Source organism: Pseudonocardia sp. ICBG601 (genome assembly GCF_020496245.1).
On record NZ_JAHLJA010000148.1, the window covers coordinates 791,758 to 808,221 of the forward strand.

General features: G+C 74.5%; 14 protein-coding genes. 9 read left to right on the forward strand and 5 right to left on the reverse strand.

Features of this window, described 5'->3' with window-relative positions:
• Positions 1 to 14 precede the first annotated feature (14 nt).
• The 4 genes from KPL57_RS32935 to KPL57_RS32950 are packed head-to-tail and all read left to right on the forward strand — an operon-like array spanning position 15 to position 3,143.
• Complete coding sequence (locus KPL57_RS32935) at positions 15 to 794, forward strand: enoyl-CoA hydratase/isomerase family protein (protein WP_226354502.1); 780 nt, start codon at positions 15 to 17, stop codon at positions 792 to 794.
• A gap of 60 nt (positions 795 to 854) precedes the next feature.
• Positions 855 to 1,997, forward strand: coding sequence for a 5-methyltetrahydropteroyltriglutamate--homocysteine S-methyltransferase (locus tag KPL57_RS32940; protein WP_226354503.1), 1,143 nt, complete (start codon positions 855 to 857; stop codon positions 1,995 to 1,997).
• Between the two features lie 19 nt (positions 1,998 to 2,016).
• Positions 2,017 to 2,358 (forward strand): TfoX/Sxy family protein, encoded by a 342-nt coding sequence (locus KPL57_RS32945; RefSeq protein ID WP_226354504.1) that lies wholly within the window; start codon positions 2,017 to 2,019, stop codon positions 2,356 to 2,358.
• A gap of 32 nt (positions 2,359 to 2,390) precedes the next feature.
• Positions 2,391 to 3,143 (forward strand): class I SAM-dependent methyltransferase, encoded by a 753-nt coding sequence (locus KPL57_RS32950; RefSeq protein WP_226354505.1) that lies wholly within the window; start codon positions 2,391 to 2,393, stop codon positions 3,141 to 3,143.
• 85 nt (positions 3,144 to 3,228) lie between these two features.
• Here KPL57_RS32950 and KPL57_RS32955 read toward each other — a convergent pair whose 3' ends face one another.
• The 3 genes from KPL57_RS32955 to KPL57_RS32965 form a co-directional block, all read right to left on the reverse strand.
• Positions 3,229 to 3,933 (reverse strand): iron-sulfur cluster assembly protein, encoded by a 705-nt coding sequence (locus tag KPL57_RS32955; RefSeq protein ID WP_253068781.1) that lies wholly within the window; start codon positions 3,931 to 3,933, stop codon positions 3,229 to 3,231.
• 35 nt (positions 3,934 to 3,968) lie between these two features.
• Positions 3,969 to 5,036: an amidohydrolase family protein gene (locus KPL57_RS32960; RefSeq protein ID WP_226354506.1), complete on the reverse strand. Its 1,068-nt coding sequence runs from the start codon at positions 5,034 to 5,036 to the stop codon at positions 3,969 to 3,971.
• Between the two features lie 83 nt (positions 5,037 to 5,119).
• A complete protein-coding gene (locus KPL57_RS32965) occupies positions 5,120 to 6,148 on the reverse strand; it encodes an NAD(P)-dependent alcohol dehydrogenase (protein WP_226354507.1) in 1,029 nt (342 codons plus the stop codon).
• A 188-nt stretch (positions 6,149 to 6,336) separates the two neighbouring features.
• Between KPL57_RS32965 and KPL57_RS32970 the strand changes: the two genes are divergently transcribed.
• From KPL57_RS32970 to KPL57_RS32980, 3 genes are read left to right on the forward strand one after another with little or no spacing between them, the layout of a single operon-like run.
• A complete protein-coding gene (locus KPL57_RS32970; RefSeq protein WP_073573749.1) occupies positions 6,337 to 6,792 on the forward strand; it encodes a DUF4442 domain-containing protein in 456 nt (151 codons plus the stop codon).
• Between the two features lie 26 nt (positions 6,793 to 6,818).
• Positions 6,819 to 7,478 carry an NAD(P)H-binding protein gene (locus KPL57_RS32975; protein WP_226354508.1) on the forward strand — a complete coding sequence of 220 codons (660 nt, stop codon included), beginning with the start codon at positions 6,819 to 6,821 and terminating at the stop codon, positions 7,476 to 7,478.
• Positions 7,479 to 7,497: 19 nt separating this feature from the next.
• Positions 7,498 to 8,904, forward strand: a complete 1,407-nt coding sequence (locus KPL57_RS32980; RefSeq protein ID WP_226354509.1) for an NAD(P)/FAD-dependent oxidoreductase — start codon at positions 7,498 to 7,500, stop codon at positions 8,902 to 8,904.
• Between the two features lie 49 nt (positions 8,905 to 8,953).
• Here KPL57_RS32980 and KPL57_RS32985 read toward each other — a convergent pair whose 3' ends face one another.
• Positions 8,954 to 9,841: a DUF6474 family protein gene (locus KPL57_RS32985; RefSeq protein ID WP_226354510.1), complete on the reverse strand. Its 888-nt coding sequence runs from the start codon at positions 9,839 to 9,841 to the stop codon at positions 8,954 to 8,956.
• Positions 9,842 to 9,997: 156 nt separating this feature from the next.
• Between KPL57_RS32985 and KPL57_RS32990 the strand changes: the two genes are divergently transcribed.
• Together KPL57_RS32990 and KPL57_RS32995 are read left to right on the forward strand one after the other, a co-directional pair.
• Complete coding sequence (locus tag KPL57_RS32990; protein ID WP_226354511.1) at positions 9,998 to 11,725, forward strand: TM0106 family RecB-like putative nuclease; 1,728 nt, start codon at positions 9,998 to 10,000, stop codon at positions 11,723 to 11,725.
• Positions 11,726 to 11,764: 39 nt separating this feature from the next.
• On the forward strand, positions 11,765 to 13,573 hold the full coding sequence (locus tag KPL57_RS32995; protein ID WP_226354512.1) for a gamma-glutamyltransferase family protein: 1,809 nt from the start codon (positions 11,765 to 11,767) through the stop codon (positions 13,571 to 13,573).
• A 70-nt stretch (positions 13,574 to 13,643) separates the two neighbouring features.
• On the opposite strand, the gene KPL57_RS33000 is transcribed toward KPL57_RS32995, so the two are convergent.
• Positions 13,644 to 16,463 (reverse strand): MFS transporter, encoded by a 2,820-nt coding sequence (locus tag KPL57_RS33000; RefSeq protein ID WP_226354513.1) that lies wholly within the window; start codon positions 16,461 to 16,463, stop codon positions 13,644 to 13,646.
• Between the last annotated feature and the right edge of the window lies 1 nt (position 16,464).

A 16,464-nucleotide genomic window follows, 5' to 3' on the forward strand; every position in this document is an offset into this window, starting at 1 on the left:
GCCAGGATGGTCCGATGGCCGACGGGGTGCGCTACGAACGCGACGGGCACGTCGCGACGATCACCTACGACCGCCCGGAGAAGCGCAACGCGATCGACGGGGACATGCGGCGCGCGATCAACGCCGCCTGGGACCGCTTCCGCACCGACGACGAGGCGTGGGTCGCGATCGTGACCGGCGAGGGGCCGGCGTTCTGCGCCGGGGCGGACATGCGCTCGACCACCGGCAACCCGGCGGGCGACTTCCCGGGCAGCTTCTTCGAGCGGCCGACGGTGAACTCGCTGGAGAGCGGCTGGGAGATCTTCAAGCCGATCGTCGCCGCGGTGAACGGGCCGGCCGTCGGCTACGGCGTCACGCTGCTGACCTGGTGCGACTTCGTGATCGCCTCGGACCGCGCCACCTTCTCCTTCCCGGAGGCCCGGCTGGGCGTCCCGACGATCGTCGGTGCCCTGCGGCTGCCCCGGATGATCGACCGGCAGTACGCGATGGAGCTGCTGCTCACCGGCGAGACGATCGACGCGCGGCGGGCGCACGAGATCGGCCTCGCCGGGTGGGTCGTGCCGCACGAGGAGCTGGGTGACGCCGCCCGCGACCTCGCCCGGCGGCTCACCGCGGGGGCGCCGCTGGCCCAGCGTGCGATCAAGGAGATGGCGGTGCGCGGCCCGGAGATGGGCACCACCGAGGCGATCCGCTTCGGCGAGACGCTGCGGAAGGTCGTCGCGGCCACCGAGGACGCGGCGGAGGGTGCCGCCGCGGCCCGGGAGAAGCGGCCCCCGCACTGGCGTGCGCGATAGACCTTCCATTCTCCGGAAGTGACGTCGGCGGACATGCGGACACGGCGATACGTTCGCCCGATGCCGGAGAAGACAGTGGAGTCGCTCGTCCGCACCGTCCCGCCGTTCCGGGCCGACCACGTCGGCTCGCTGCTGCGCCCGCCCGCCCTGCTCGCCGCCCGGGAGCGGCACGCCGCGGGCGAGCTCGACGACGCGGGCCTGCGCGCGGCCGAGGACGCCGCGATCACCGACGTCGTCGCGCTGCAGGAGTCGGTCGGCCTGCGCTCGGCCACCGACGGCGAGTTCCGCCGCACCTCCTGGCACATGGACTTCATCTACGCCCTCGGCGGCGTCACGAAGACCTCCGGCCGGGTCGAGGTCGCGATGCGCAACGCGGCGGGCCAGAACAACTTCACCTCCGCCGGGATGGCCGTCGACAGCCGGGTGCACCTCGACGAACCCGTCTTCGCCTCGGCGTTCGAGTACCTCGCCGCGCAGGTCACCACGGCGACCCCGAAGCTCACGATCCCCTCGCCGAGCATGGTCTACGCCCGCGGCGGCCGGTCGGTCATCTCCACCGAGGTCTACCCCGACGTCGAGGAGTTCTGGTCCGACCTGTCGGCCGCGTACGCCGACCAGCTCCGCGCGATGTACGACCGCGGCTGCCGCTACCTGCAGCTCGACGACACCGCGCTGGCCTACCTGAACGACCCGGCGCACCGCGCGCAGCTGGCCGAGAAGGGTGACGACCCGGAGACCCAGCACCTGCGCTACATCCGTCAGATCAACGCCGCGATCGCCGACCGGCCGTCGGACATGTACGTCACGACCCACATGTGCCGGGGCAACTACCGGTCGTCGTGGGCGGCGGAGGGCGGCTACGACCACGTCGCCGAGGCGCTGTTCGGCACGCTGGGCGTCGACGGCTTCTTCTGTGAGTTCGACGACGAGCGCTCCGGTGGGTTCGTCCCGCTGCGGTTCGTCCCGAAGGGCAAGCAGGTGGTCCTCGGGCTGGTCACGACCAAGTCCGGGGCGCTGGAGGACCCGGACGCGCTCAAGCGCCGGATCGACGAGGCGGCGCGGTACGTGCCGCTGGACCAGCTGTGCCTGTCGCCGCAGTGCGGGTTCTCCTCCACCGTCGAGGGCAACGAGCTCACCGTCGACGACCAGAAGCGCAAGCTGGAGCTGATCGTCTCGGTCGCCGAGGACGTCTGGGGCCGCTGAGGGGGCCATACTCGCCCGGGTGGCCTACGACGAGGGTCTCGCCGCCCGCCTCCGCAGCCTGCTCGCGGGGCGGCCGGTGACCGAGAAGAAGATGTTCGGCGGGCTCGCGTTCCTGCTCGACGGGCACATGGCCGTCGCCGCGAGCGGGCGCGGCGGGCTGCTCGTGCGGGTGGCCGCGGACCGCTCCGCGGAGCTGCTGGAGCGCCCGCGGGCCGAGCGGACGGTGATGGGCGGCCGCGAGATGGCCGGCTGGCTGTGGGTGACCGGCGAGCCCGACGTCGACGACCTCGACGGCCCGGAGCTCGCCGGCTGGGTCGCCGAGGCGGTCGCGGTCGTGGAGACGCTCCCGCCGAAGCGGTGACCGCGGCGCCGGGCCGGACTAGCGTCGGAGCCGTGAGCACCGCTGCCGCGTCCCCGCTGTTCGACCGTGTCCTGGCGGGCGCCGGCCCGGGCTCGCGGCTGCTCGACGTCGGCTGCGGGGCGGGGCGGCTGCTCGCCGACGCGGCCGCCGCCGGGCTGGCCGTCACCGGCGTCGACACCGAACCCCGCGCGCTCGCCGCGGCGGAGCGGGCCGCGCCCGGGGCGGACCTGCGGGTCGCCGACGCCCACGAGCTGCCCTTCGCCGACGACGCGTTCGACCTGGTCACGCTGGTGCAGGTGCTGGAGCACCTCACGAACCCGGTGCTCGCGCTGCGCGGGGCGGGCCGGGTGTGCGCGCCGGGCGGCGCGGTGCGGGCCACGGTCTGGGGCACCCCCGACGAGTGCGACGCCGCCGTCATCGGCGCGGCGCTCGCCCCGCTCACCGGGGCCGCGCCCGCGCCGCCGCAGAACAACCCCGGGCCGGACCGCAGCGGCGTCGGCGCGCCCCCGCTGACCGACCCGCGGCGGCTGACCCGGCTGGCGGAGCTGGCCGGGCTCGTGGTGCGGGAGGTCGCCGTCGTCCGGGTGCCGGTGGTGCACCCCGACCCGGACGACCTCGTCGCCGGGGTGCTCGCGTCCGGGCCGGGGCGGCACGCGGCACGCCACGCCGGTCCCGCCGCCGTCCGCGCCGCCCTGCTCGACGCCCTGGCCCCCTTCGTGCACGGGGACGGCTACCGCCTCACCGACACCGTCCGGGTCCTGGACGCCGCCCCGCCCGCGCGCTGATCCGCTCCCCGCCGGTGACCACCGCGGACGCGGACGGGCCGCGTCCCCCGGTGGAGGACGCGGCCCGTGTCGTGGTGGTGCGGTGTCAGTGTCCGGCGGCCGCGGCGGGTGCCTTGTCGCCGTAGCGGATCTTCAACAGGCCCTTGCAGTACTCCCCGTTGGTCTCGATCCCGACCCGCTGCAACCGCGCGCGACGCAGGTGCAGCGGGACCTGCTCGACGGTCACCGCGGTGCCGTCGGAGTGGACCAGCAGCGGTGCGTCGTCGCCGGCGGGCAGGCCGATCGCCCTGCGGCGGGTCCGCATCCGGGTCAGCTCCTCGGTGTCGGCCTCGGTCCCGACCAGCTCGCCGAGCGTCAGCCCGGCCAGCTCGTCGGGTCCCCGGCCGGCGTCGACGAGCGGGCGGGCCACCCGGTCCTGGCCGGCCAGCGCGGCCTTGGCCAGGAACGTGTGCCGCAGCTCGTCGAGCTCGGCCGCGGCCTGCCCGTTGATCGAGCCCTCGAAGGACTTGACGAACCCGGCGTGCGCCGCGACCCCACCGTTGATCTCGTCGGAGGCGTGGTGGTCGGCCAGCGTCACCTCCGCCCTCGTCACTCCCGGTACCGCGGTCACCGCGTCGTAGGCGTCGGCGACCATCAGGAACGAGAAGTTCGGAGCGCAGAAGAACGTCGGCAGCCGGAGCCCGACGACGACCTCACCGGCGGGCGAGACCGACCACGACTCGACGAAGTCGAGCTCGGTGATCGGCTCGTCCAGCTCCGGGTCGAGCACCGTCCCCAGCGCGGACCACACGGCCTGCCGGAGCGGGCTCTCAGCAGGCCGCGGGGTCACGCCTGCGCCCCCGCCTTGTTGTCGACGAGCTCCTCACCCGGGGCCATGGCCTCGTCGGCCGTGGTGTCGGGCAGCCGGCACTCGGCCGGGACCTCGAGGTCGTAGAGCTTCGCCGCGTTGAGGCCGAGGATCTTCTTCTTCGACGCGGTGGTGAGGCGCGGGTAGTCGGCGAACTGGTCGTCGTCGGGCATCTGCCAGTCGACCAGGCCCTCGACCTGCCACTTCGGCGTCCAGATGTTGTAGTCGCTGCCGAAGGTCATCTTGTCCTCGCCGACCCAGAACAGCAGCTCGCCCATCACCTTGGCGAAGAACTTCGGACGGGCGTGCATCAGACCGCCGACGACGACCGACAGGCCGGCGTAGACGTTGGGCTCCTGCACCGCCATGAAGCAGAAGTCCTCGATGCGCGGCAGGCCGACGTGCTCGACGATGAAGTTCAGGCCCTGGAAGTCGGTGGCCGCGTGGTCGACGTCGGCGACGTCGAACGCGTCCTTGTCCAGCGGCCAGATCGTCGGGCCCTTGTGGACGTGGACGTTCTTGATGCCCAGCTCCTGGGCCCGCTCCAGGAAGCGGTAGCACTCCGGGTCGGTGAGCTTGAAGCCGCGGGAGCTGCCGTTCCACTCCGCGGTGTAGAGCTTCACGCCCTTGTGCTTGTACTTCGCGCAGTCCGCCTCGAACTGCTTCATGCCCTCGTCGCCGTCACGCGGGTCGAAGCGCCCGTTGACGATGATCCGGTCGCCCCACTTCTCCAGCAGCGCCGCGTTCTGGTCGGCGGTGTTGAAGCCGTTCTTGTACCACTCCTTGAGGTACGTCGACTGGAAGACCACGTGGTCGACGTGGCCCTCGATGAAGACGTCGCGCTCGAAGTCGTCCTGCGAGACCTTGAGGTAGTGCTCCCAGTCCCAGTGGGTCTCGGGCGGGCCGAGCTGGTGGTAGCCGTAGAAGCAGTCGATCCAGCCCTTGGCGTACTGCTCGCGACCCTCGACCCAGTTCTCCCGGGAGGCGTCCCAGAAGTGGCTGTGGGAGTCGACGATGAAGTACTTCTCGCCGTCCTTCTCGTACATGTGGTTCCTCCTGCGTCAGCAGCTCTGCTGATCGGTGGTGGGTCAGGGAAAGAACGTTCGTCCTGTACGTACGTATGACTGAGTTACGGAACGAGGATCGCCCGGCCGCGGACCTTGCCCGCGTCCAGGTCGTGCAGGGCCTCCAGTGCCTGGTCGAGCTTGTACTGGACGGTGTGCAGGGTGACCTTCCCGGCCTGGGCCAGGACCATGAGCTCGGCGAGGTCGTTGTAGGTGCCGACGATGTTGCCGATGATGTTCTTCTCGCCGGCGACGAAGTCCAGCGTGGGGGCGGAGAGGTTGCCGCCGTAGCCGAGGACGAAGTTGTAGCCGGCCGGGCCGGTCATCGCCCAGGCGTCGTTCTCCGCGCCCTGCTCGGCGACGAAGTCGAAGACCACCGTGGCGCCGCCGCCGGTGAGCTCCTGGACGGCCTCGACCTGGTTCCCGTCGGCGACGACGGTCTCCTCGGCGCCGATCTGCTTCGCCAGCTCGAGCGCGGCCGGGTTCTTGTCGACGACGATGATCTTGGTGGCGGTGAGCGCGGCGAGCGCCTGGATGCCGATGTGGCCGAGCCCGCCCGCACCCTGCACGACCGCGGTGGTGCCCGGGTACAGGAACGGGACCGCCTTGCGGACCGCGTGGTAGGCGGTGATGCCCGCGTCGGCGAGCGCGGCGACGTCGGCCGGGTTGGTGTCCGGGTTCAGCTTCACGCAGGACCGCGCGGTGGTGCGCAGGTACTCGGCCATGCCGCCGTCGTTGTTCGACAGGCCGGGGAAGAACGCGTCCCCGGTGCACTGCATGTCGCGCCCGTAGCGGCACATGGTGCACAGCCCGCACGAAGGCTGCGGGTGCAGGATGACGGTGTCGCCGACCTTGACGTTGGTGACGCCGTCGCCGATCGCGTGCACCCAGCCCGCGTTCTCGTGGCCGATCACGTACGGCAGGTCGGGGTTCTGGATGTCGGCCCAGTCCCCGTCGATGATGTGGAGGTCGGTGCGGCACACGCCGGCACCGCCGATCTTGACGATGACGTCGAGCGGACCCTGGATCGTCGGTTCCGGGATGTCGTCGATCTGGGGGTCCTGCTTGTACGCGTGCACCCGCACGGCCTTCACTGGCGGTACCTCCGAGCCTCGGACGCGCGGCGTTGCGCATCGTGGTGGTGGGACTTGGTGTGCCTGCTGTCACACCGATCTCAACCCCGTTGTGCACGACGGACAAGGGGGTTCGTTCTCGCGCAGCGAGAATCGTGAGGAACCGGGCGTCGCTTTCGCCGGAGGTTACCGACGAGTAGGGTCGGGTCATGGCTGATGACGCGAGCTGGGTGGCCGACGCGATGACGCAGGCGGTGCCGTGGGTGGGCACCGCCGGGATCACCTTCGGGTCGATCACGACCGACCGGGTCGAGGCGTTCCTCCCCGACCGGTCCGACCAGCACAACCACGTCGGCGGACCGCACGCCGCGGTGATGTTCGGACTGGGCGAGACCGCCTCCGGTGCGGTCGGCCTGGCCGCGTTCGCCTCGGCCGGGGACCGGGCCGTGCCGCTGGTCGTCCGGTCCGAGATCCGCTACCTCAAGCTCGCCAAGGGCGACCTCCGCGCCGAGGCGGTGCTGACCCGTCCGGCCGGTGAGGTGCTCGCCGAGCTCGACGCCGGGACGCGCCCGGAGTTCGCCGTCGACGTCACCATCACCGACGCCCAGGGTGTGCAGACCGGGGCCATGACGATCGTCTGGACGCTCAAGCCGAACAGGCGGTGAGCGTCCGTCCGGCCTAGCGTGGCCGCATGGACGTGGTGATCGCCGGAGGACACGGACAGATCGCGCTGCGACTGTCCACACTGCTCACGGGGCAGGGACACACGGTGCGCTCGATCGTGCGCAACCCCGACCACACCGACGACGTGGCGGCCACCGGGGCGAGCCCGGTCGTGGCGGACCTGGAGAAGATCTCCGCGGCGGACCTCGCGGGGCACCTGACCGGCGCCGACGCCGTCGTCTTCGCAGCGGGGGCCGGGCCGGACAGCGGTGTGGAGCGCAAGGAAACCGTCGACCGGGACGGCGCCACCCTGCTCGCCGACGCGGCCGCCGGGGCGGGCGTCCGCCGCTACCTGCTGGTCTCCTCACCCGGGGTGGACGCCGAGCCCGACCCCGAGCGCGGCGAGGTGTGGGCCGCCTACCTCCGCGCGAAGAAGGCCGCCGAGGACGCGATCCGCGCCGACACGCGCCTCGACGCGACGATCCTGCGGCCCGGGAAGCTCACGAACGACCCGGGCACCGGGCGCGTCACCCTGGCCCCGCCGCCGGTGGAGTACGGCGAGGTGACCCGCGACGACTCCGCCGCGGCCGTCGCCGCGCTGCTGACCGCGCCGGGCACCGCGGGCACGACGCTGGAGCTGCGCGGCGGCGACACCGAGCTGGGTGACGCGGTCGCGGCCCTGGGGTGAGTGCGGAAGGGTCGCCCCCATGAGCGAGCAGAGCTACGACGTCGTCGTGATCGGGGCGGGCCCGGTCGGTGAGAACGCCGCGGGCTACGCGGTGGACGCCGGCCTGTCCGCGGTGCTGGTGGAGGCCGAGCTCCTCGGCGGGGAGTGCTCGTACTGGGCGTGCATCCCGTCGAAGGCGCTGCTTCGCACCCCGCAGGCCGTCGCCGAAGCCCGGCGGCTGCCCGGTGTGCGGGCCGAGTTCGACCCGGCGAAGGTTCTCGAACGCCGCACGACGTTCACCTCCGACTGGGACGACAGCGGCCAGGTGCGGTGGGCCGAGGGCGCCGGTGCCGCGGTGCTGCGCGGCCGGGGCCGGCTGGCGGGGGAGAAGCGCGTCGTCGTGACCGCGGCCGACGGCACCGAGACCGTGGTGACCGCGCGCCACGCCGTCGTCGTCGCGACCGGCAGCGTGCCGGTCGTCCCGCACGTCGCGGGGCTGGACACGGTCGAGTACTGGGGCTCGCGCGAGGCGACCTCGGCGACGGAGATCTCGCGCCGGCTCGGCGTGCTCGGCGGCGGCGTCGTCGGCTGCGAGATGGCGCTGGCCCACGCCCGGCTGGGCGCGCAGGTCACGCTGTTCAACCACGGTGACCGGGTGCTGCCGGGCGCGGAGCCGCAGGCCTCCGAGCGGGTCGCGGCCGGGCTGCGGGAGACCGGCGTCGACCTGCGGCTGGGCACCGGCCTGGACGAGGTGCGCCGGAACGGGGACGCGACGGTGCTGCGCGGCGGCGGGGACGAGGTCGAGGTGGACCGGCTGCTCGTCGCGACCGGGCGCCGCCCGGCCACCGACGGGCTGGACCTGGACTCCGCCGGGGTCGGCCTCGGGCGGCGCGGCGAGATCGTCGTCGACGACTCGGGGCTGGCCGCGGGGGACTGGCTCTACGCCGTCGGCGACGTCAACGGGCGCGCCCCGCTCACCCACCAGGGCAAGTACCAGGCCCGGATCGCCGCGCACGCGATCGCCGCACGCGCCGCGGGCCGCCCGCTCGACGACGCGGCCTGGGGCGAGGACGCGGCGACCGCCGACCACCACGCCGTGCCCCAGGTCGTGTTCACCGACCCGGAGGTCGCCTGGGTGGGCCGGACCGCTGCGGCCGCCCGCGCCGAGGGGCTCGACGTGCGGGTGGTCGACATGGACATCGCCGTCGCCGGGTCCTCGCTCACCGCGGACGACTGGTCCGGCCGGGTGGTCGCCGTCGTCGACCCGCAGCGCGAGGTGCTGCTCGGGGTCACGTTCGTCGGCCCCGGGGTGGCCGAGCTGCTGCACGCGGCGACGGTCGCCGTGGTCGGCGAGGTGCCGCTCGCCCGGCTGTGGCACGCCGTGCCCGCGTTCCCCACGATCAGCGAGGTGTGGCTGCGGCTGCTGGAGACCTACCGCGCCGGATGAGGTCGTCCTGTGGGCCCGGGTGTCGGCCGGGCCCACAGGAGCGGCGGTCTCAGGAGCGGACGCCCAGGTGGTCGAGCAGGCGGACCTCGATGCGGTCCAGGTCGGCCGACACCGTGCGGTACGCGGCCTTGCGCCGGGCGGCCGGCATGTTCTCCGCGGCCCGGACGGCGGCGGCGAGGTCGTGCAGCCGCGGCTCGGTCTCGTCGGCGAACCGCTTCGCGGCCTGGTCGCGCTCGACGGTCCCGTCCTCGCGCAGCTCGGAGATGGTGCGCGCGATCCGGGACAGCCGTGCGTGCAGCCGGCCGCCGGGGCCGGAGTAGCCGCCCAGCTCGTCCGGGGACACACCGAGGCGCCGGGAGCGGTGGTCGTCGAGGCGGTGCCGCAGCGACCCGGCCGCGGCCATCGCGTACGGCGCCAGCAGCGGCGCGACGATCTTCGCCACGCCCAGGTACCGCTGCACCTTCTTGGCGTTCCACTCACGGGCGGCGCGGTCCCGCTCGGCCTGCTTGGCGGCCAGGTTCTCGCTCTTGAGCCTGCCCTTCTCCGTGGCGCGCGCGGCCTTCGCCTCGGCCTTCCGGGCCCCGGCGTCGGCCTTCGCGGCCGCCTTGGCGACCTTCCGGTCGGCCGAGCGGGCCTTGAGATCGGCCGAGCTCAGCAGGCTGTTCGCGGTGGCGGTGCCCTCACCGACGGCGCGACGCGTGCTGCGCGCCGCCCGGCGGCCGGCCTTCTCCGCCCGCCGGGACGCCGTCTCGGCCTTCTTCCGGGCCTTCACCGCGCGCTGGTGCAGCTTCTCGGCGGCCTTGTCGGCGGTCTCGCGGGTGTACTCGAGGGTCTGGACCGTGGCCGACTGCACCCGTTCCGACGCGTCGACCGCCGCCTCCCTGGTCGCCGCCGCGGCGCGCTCGCCCGCGCTCGGCTTCCTGCGCAGCAGTCCCATGTCGTGTCCTCCCGGGTCGGCTCGGCAGATGATCGCCGTGTCGACGCAGCCTAGGGCCCCGCACACCGCACGCGCAGGACCGACACCACCCGGGTGGGGGAACGGGGCGTCACGCGGATCCGGTCCTGTCGGGGGTGGTCTCTACCCTCGGGAGCCGTGAGCACCTCGACCGGACCGCGTACCGCACCCCGTGTCCTGCTGGACGCGGCGGCGCTGAGCGGGTGCCGCCGCCGGGTGCACCTGGACCACGACCCGTCGGCGGCGGAGCGGCCGCGGGCGCTGCCGGACCCGGCGATCGAGCAGCGCCGGGCCGACGCGGGCGCGCACCGGGTGCGGATCGGAGAGCTCCTCGCGCGCACCTGGGGTGCGGACTGGGCGAGCACCTGGCCGGACGGCGCGGCCGGGCCGTCCGGGACCGCCGCCGGTCCGCGGGCGGCCCGGGCGGAGCGTACGGCCGAGCTCGTCGCGGCCGGTGCGCCGCTGGTCTGGGGCGCGGTCCTGCCCGTCGACGGCGACCGGCGCGGCACCGCGGAGCTGCTCGTGCGCACACCCACCGGGGGCTACGTCCCGCTGCTCGTCGTGCGCCGCCGGATCACCGATCCGGGTGAGGGCGCACGCACCACCGCCGTCACCGACCCGTGGCCGCAGCGCGCCCGGCACGACCCGGACCGCAAGGTCCGCTCCCAGCCGCGCGACCTGCTGGCCCTGGCCCAGCTGACCCGTCTGCTGGAGGCCGCGGGCTGGGCGCCGCCGGAGTCGGCCCCGCGGCTCGGCGGGGTGATCGGGCTCGACGCCGACGTGGTCGTCTGGCACGACCTGCGGTCCGGGCACTGGCCCGGCGGCCGGTCCACGCTGGAGGAGTACGACGCGCGGTTCACCGACCGGGCCGCCGTCGCCCGGGCGGCGGCGACCGGCGGACCCGCGCTCGCGGCGCCGTCGCGGATCACCGAGTGCCGCCGCTGCCCCTGGTGGCCGACGTGCGAGGCCGAGCTGGAGCAGGTCGACGACGTCAGCCTGGTCGCCCACGGCGAGACGGCGCGGCTGCTGCGGGAGTCGGGCGTCGCGACCGTCGCGGGGCTGGCCGCGCTGGACCCGGCGGACCCGCCCGCCGAGCTGACCGGCCCGCTGCCCGGGCCGCCGTTCACCGACCTCGTGGCGCTGGCCCGTGCGCGCGGGCAGGGCCTCGCCGTCGCCCGCCGGGTGCCGCGGGTGCCGGTCACCCGCGCCGACGTCGAGGTCGACGTCGACATGGAGAGCTTCGGCGAGTCCGGCGCCTACCTGTGGGGCGCGCTGCTGACGCTGCCCGGCGGTGCCCGTGACGGGGACCCGGAGCCCGGCTACCGGGCGTTCGCGACCTGGGACCCGCTGCCCACCCGCGACGAGGGGCGCTCGTTCGGGGAGTTCTGGACGTGGTTCGCGGGTCTGCGCGCCGCCACGCTCGCGTCCGGGCGCACGTTCGCCGCCTACTGCTACAACGAGCAGGCCGAGAACCGCTGGATGATCGCCTCGGCGCAGCGGTTCGCCGGGATGCCCGGGGTGCCGACCGAGGCCGAGGTGCGCGCGTTCGTCGCGGACCCGTGCTGGGTGGACCTCTACGGCGTGGTCTCCACCTGGTTCCTGTGCTCGCAGGGCAAGGGGCTGAAGAAGATCGCTCCCGCCGCCGGGTTCTCCTGGCGGGACCCGGAGGCGGGTGGGGAGAACTCCATGCGCTGGTACCGCGACGCCGTCGCGCTCGACGGCGGCGAGCCCGACCCGGTCCAGCGGGAGCGGCTGCTCGGCTACAACACCGACGACGTGCTGGCCACCCACGCGCTGCGCGAGTGGATGTCCTCGGACCGGGTGCTGGAGGTTCCGCTGGTGAGCGAGCTGCGCGACCCCGCCTGAGGTCCGCGGGGGACGCGCGAGCGTGTGAGGATCCGGGTCGTGGCAGCCAGAGGACACGACCGGATCGGGCCGCACGGCGCGGTCAGCAGCACCCACCATCTCGGCACCGTCGCCGCGGCCACGGTGCTGGCGCGGGGCGGGAACGCCTTCGACGCCGCCGTCGCCTGCGGGTTCGTGCTGCAGGTGGTCGAGCCGCACCTGTGCGGGCCGGGAGGTGAGCTGCCCGCCGTGTTCGTCACCGCGACCGACCCGGTCCCGCGGGTGCTGTGCGCCCAGGGCGTGGCACCGGCCGCCGCGACGGCAGACCGGCTGCGCGCACTGGGCTGCACGATCGTCCCCGGCACCGGCCTGCTCCCGGCGACGGTCCCCGGGGCCTGGGAGGGCTGGCTGACCCTGCTCCGCGACCACGGCACCTGGGAGCTCGCCGACGTCCTCGCACCGGCGCTCGGCTACGCCGCGGGCGGGTTCCCGCTGGTCCCGCGGGTGCCCGCGGCCATCGGCACGGTGGCCGACCACTTCCGTACGCACTGGCCGTCGTCGGCGGCGACCTGGCTGCCCGACGGCCGGGTCCCCGCCGCGGGAGAGCTGGTGCGGCTGCCCGCGCTCGCCGCGACCTGGCGCCGGCTGCTCGACGAGGCCGTCGGCCCGAGCCGGGAGGCGCGCATCGACGCCGCCCGCGACGCCTGGTACCGCGGGTTCGTCGCCGAGGAGATCGGCCGGTTCGCCGCGACCCCGGTCCGGGACGAGACCGGCCGCGACCACACCGGCCTGCTCACCGCCGACGACCTGGCCGGCTGGTCGGCGCACTACGAGGACGCGCTCGTCGCCGACGCCGGGTCCGGCTGGTCGGTCGCGAAGTGCGGCCCGTGGTCGCAGGGGCCGGTCCTGCTGCAGCAGCTGCGGCTGCTGGCGGGCCTGGACCTGGAGCTGCCCGGCGGCGTCGCGACCCTCGACACGGTGCACGCCGCCGCCGAGGCCGCGAAGCTCGCCTTCGCCGACCGGGAGGCCTGGTACGGCGACGGCGCGACCCCCGACCTGCTCGCCGACCTGCTCTCCGACGCCTACACCGACGACCGGCGGGGCCTGATCGGCCCGGCTTCGGACGGCGGGCTGCGACCCGGCTCGCCGGGCGGGCGCACCCCCCGGATCGGGGACTACGCGGCGACCCCGGGCGCCGGGCGCGGCTCCGGGACGGACGGGCCGGGCACCGGCGAGCCGACGGTGTCGCGGGACGGCGTCGCCCGCGGGGACACGGTGCACGTCGACGTCGTCGACGCCGCCGGGAACATGATCTCGGTGACGCCGTCGGGGGGCTGGCTGCAGTCGTCGCCGACGATCCCGGCGCTGGGCTTCTGCCTCGGCACCCGCGGCCAGATGTTCTGGCTGGAGGAGGGGCTCGCGAGCACGCTGGCGCCCGGGCGGATGCCGCGCACGACGCTGTCGCCGTCGCTGGCGCTGCGCGACGGCGAGCCCGCGCTCGCGTTCGGGACGCCGGGTGGGGACCAGCAGGACCAGTGGCAGCTCGCCTTCCTGCTCGCGCTGATGCACGGCGGACTGGACCTGCAGGCCGCGATCGACGCACCGACCTGGCACTCGACGGCGTTCCCCGCGTCCTTCGCGCCGCGCGGCTGGGAGCCGCACGTGCTCGTCGTCGAGTCCCGGCTCGGGGCCGGCACCCTCGCCGGGCTGACCCGCCGCGGGCACGTCGTGGACGACGCGGGCGCCTGGGCGCTGGGCCGGATGTGCGCGGTCGGGACCGGCGCCGCCGTCCCCGGGGGCGGCGGGCCCGGGACGCTGCACGCCGCGGTCGACCCCCGGTCCGGGGTGGGCGCGGCGATCGCGCTGTAGACGGCGGAACGCCCCGCCCCTCCCGCGACGGGAGGAACGGGGCGTTCCACGTGGAACACGGACGGGTGGGTCAGCGGTGCGCCTCGCCGCGCAGACCCTGCTCGCCCTCCCGGACGTGCCGGCCGTTCTGCAGCCCGTTGCCGTTGCCGTTGCTCGACGCGGACCCGTTGCCGTTCGTGGACGCCTGTCCGTCGAGCGGGAGCGGGAACTCCACGTCGGAGTGGGTCACCCGGCCCGGCTCCAGCGCGACCACCGTCGCGACCGGGGCGTAGCCGCTGGTCGCGAGGGTGTAGCTGCCCGCGGGCAGGCCCTCGAACGCGAAGGTCCCGTCCGGGCCGGACAGCCGCGACCCGACGACGGCGCCCTCGGCGTCGATCAGCGTGGCCAGTGCGTGCGCCACCGGGTGCCCGTCGGGCGCCGCGGTGACCCGGCCGGTGAGCCGGGAGCGCTGCGGCAGCCGCAGGTCCTGGACCGCCGTGCCGGAGCCGGGCACCTCGACGCCGACCGCCACCGGGTCGACGCCCTCGCCGGCCGCGGTGAGCGTGTAGCGACCGGCCGGGACGCCGTCGAGCGCCCAGCGGCCGCCCTCACCGGACCGGCCTGCCGCGGCGACGTCGCCGCCGTGGTCGATCAGCGAGACGGTGACCCCGGGCAGCGGGGTGCCCGCGGCGTCGAGCACGGTGCCGCGGATGCCACTGCTGACCGACAGCCGCACGTCGTGGCGGACCGGCTCGGTGCCGACCGAGACCGTGGCGGCGTGCGGCGGCAGCGCCGCCGAGGCCGCCACCACCAGGAAGCGTCCGGGCTGGTCGACGGCGATGCGGTAGTGGCCGTCGCCGTCGGTCGTGGTGCGACCGACCTGGTCGCCGGACAGCCGGGTGACGGTGACGACCGCCCCGGGGACCGGTGCGCCGGTGCCGCCCTGGACCCGTCCGGTGACGGCCGGGCCGTCGCCGTTGCGGGAGTGCAGGTGGTCCAGGCCCGCGGCCGCGGCGGCGTCACCGACGGTGCCGTTGTGCGGACGCGGCTGGGGCTGCGGCTGGGGCGCCGGGTGCGGCGGCTCCTGCCGGGCGACGACGGGCAGCGGCGTGGTGGGCGGCGCGATGTCCGCTCCGCGCCCACCGCCGTCGACCCGGCCGGCCGGGGCGGGGGCCGGGGCGACCGTCGCGAGCGCCTCGGTCGGGACCGACGCGGCGGCGCCACCCTCGCCCGCGGCCTCGGCCCGGGCGGCCTGCGCACCGGACATGGTGCGCAGCGGCAGCTCCTTGATGAACAGCACCAGGACGAAGGCCACCGCGATCACGCAGGCCGCGATGAGGAACGCCAGCGTCATCGCGCTGGTGAAGCCCTCCTGGAACGGTGCGGCCAGCCGCGGGTCGATCCGCTGCAGGAACGAGGAGTCGGCCAGCACCGAGGTGGACAGGCCGCCGGCCTGACCGGACTGCAGCGCCCCGACGACCTGCGCGTTGGCCGGGTCGGCCGCGACGGCGGGGTCGGTCAGCGCGGCCCGGAACGAGCTCGTGCCGAGCGCGGCGCGGATGGCGTCGGCGATCTTGTCGCCGGCGGTGGAGAACACCACCGACAGGAAGATCGCGGTGCCCAGCGTGCCGCCCATCTGCCGGAAGAACGTCACCGAGGAGGTGGTGACACCCATGTCGCGGGCGGGCATCGCGTTCTGCACGGCGAGCACGAGGGTCTGCATGCACAGACCCAGGCCGAGACCCAGCAGGGCCATGGTCAGGTCGAGCTGCCAGATCGGGATCGACGGCGTGACGGTCTGCCACAGCAGCACCATCGCGATCGTGATGAACGCGGTGCCGATCACCGGGAAGATCTTGTAGCGGCCGGTGCGCGAGGTCAGCTGGCCGGAGAGGATCGACGCGACCATGATCCCGCCGACCAGCGGCAGCATCATGAAGCCGGCCTCGATGGGCGTCGCGCCGTGCACGATCTGCAGGAACTGCGGCAGCAGCGCGATGCCGCCGAACATCGCCATACCGATGAGCAGGTTGAGCACCGAGGACAGCGAGAAGATGCCGGTGCGGAACAGCCGCAGCGGGAGCAGCGCGGCGTCGCCGTAGGCACGCTCGGCCAGCAGGAACAGCAGCAGGCCGACACCGCCGATGACGTAGCAGACCACCGCCGACGTGGAGCCCCAGCCCCACTCGCGGCCCTGCTCGGCGATGATCAGCAGCGGCACCAGGCACAGCGCCAGCGCCAGCGCGCCGGGCCAGTCGATCCGGGCGGGTCGCGGGACGTGCGGGATGTTCAGCACCCGGTAGACGACGACCAGCGCGACGAGCCCGATGGGCACGTTGACCAGGAAGATCCAGCGCCACCCGTCGATGCCGGCGATGGTGTCGACGCCGGACAGCAGGCCGCCGATGACCGGGCCGATCACGCTCGAGGTGCCGAACACGGCCAGGAAGAAGCCCTGGTAGCGGGCACGCTCACGCGGCGGCACGATGTCGCCGAGGATGGTCAGCGCCAGCGACATCAGGCCGCCGGCGCCGAGGCCCTGCAGCGCGCGGAACGCGGCCAGGGAGTACATCGACCAGGCCAGGGTGCAGGCCACGGACCCGATCAGGAAGATCGTGATCGCGGTCATGAACAGCGGCTTGCGGCCGAAGATGTCGGAGAGCTTGCCGTACAGCGGCGTGGTGATGGTGCTGGTGATGAGGAAGGCCGTCGTCGCCCACGCCTGCAGGTTGAGGCCCGACAGGTCGTCGGCGATGGTGCGGATCGCGGTCGAGACGACCGTCTGGTCCAGGGCGGCCAGGAACATGCCCAGCATCAGTCCACCCAGGACGGTCAGGATCTGCCGGTGCGTCAGCTCGCCGTCGCCGGAGGTGGCGACGGGGCGCTGCGCACTGGCGGCAGCGGTGGACATT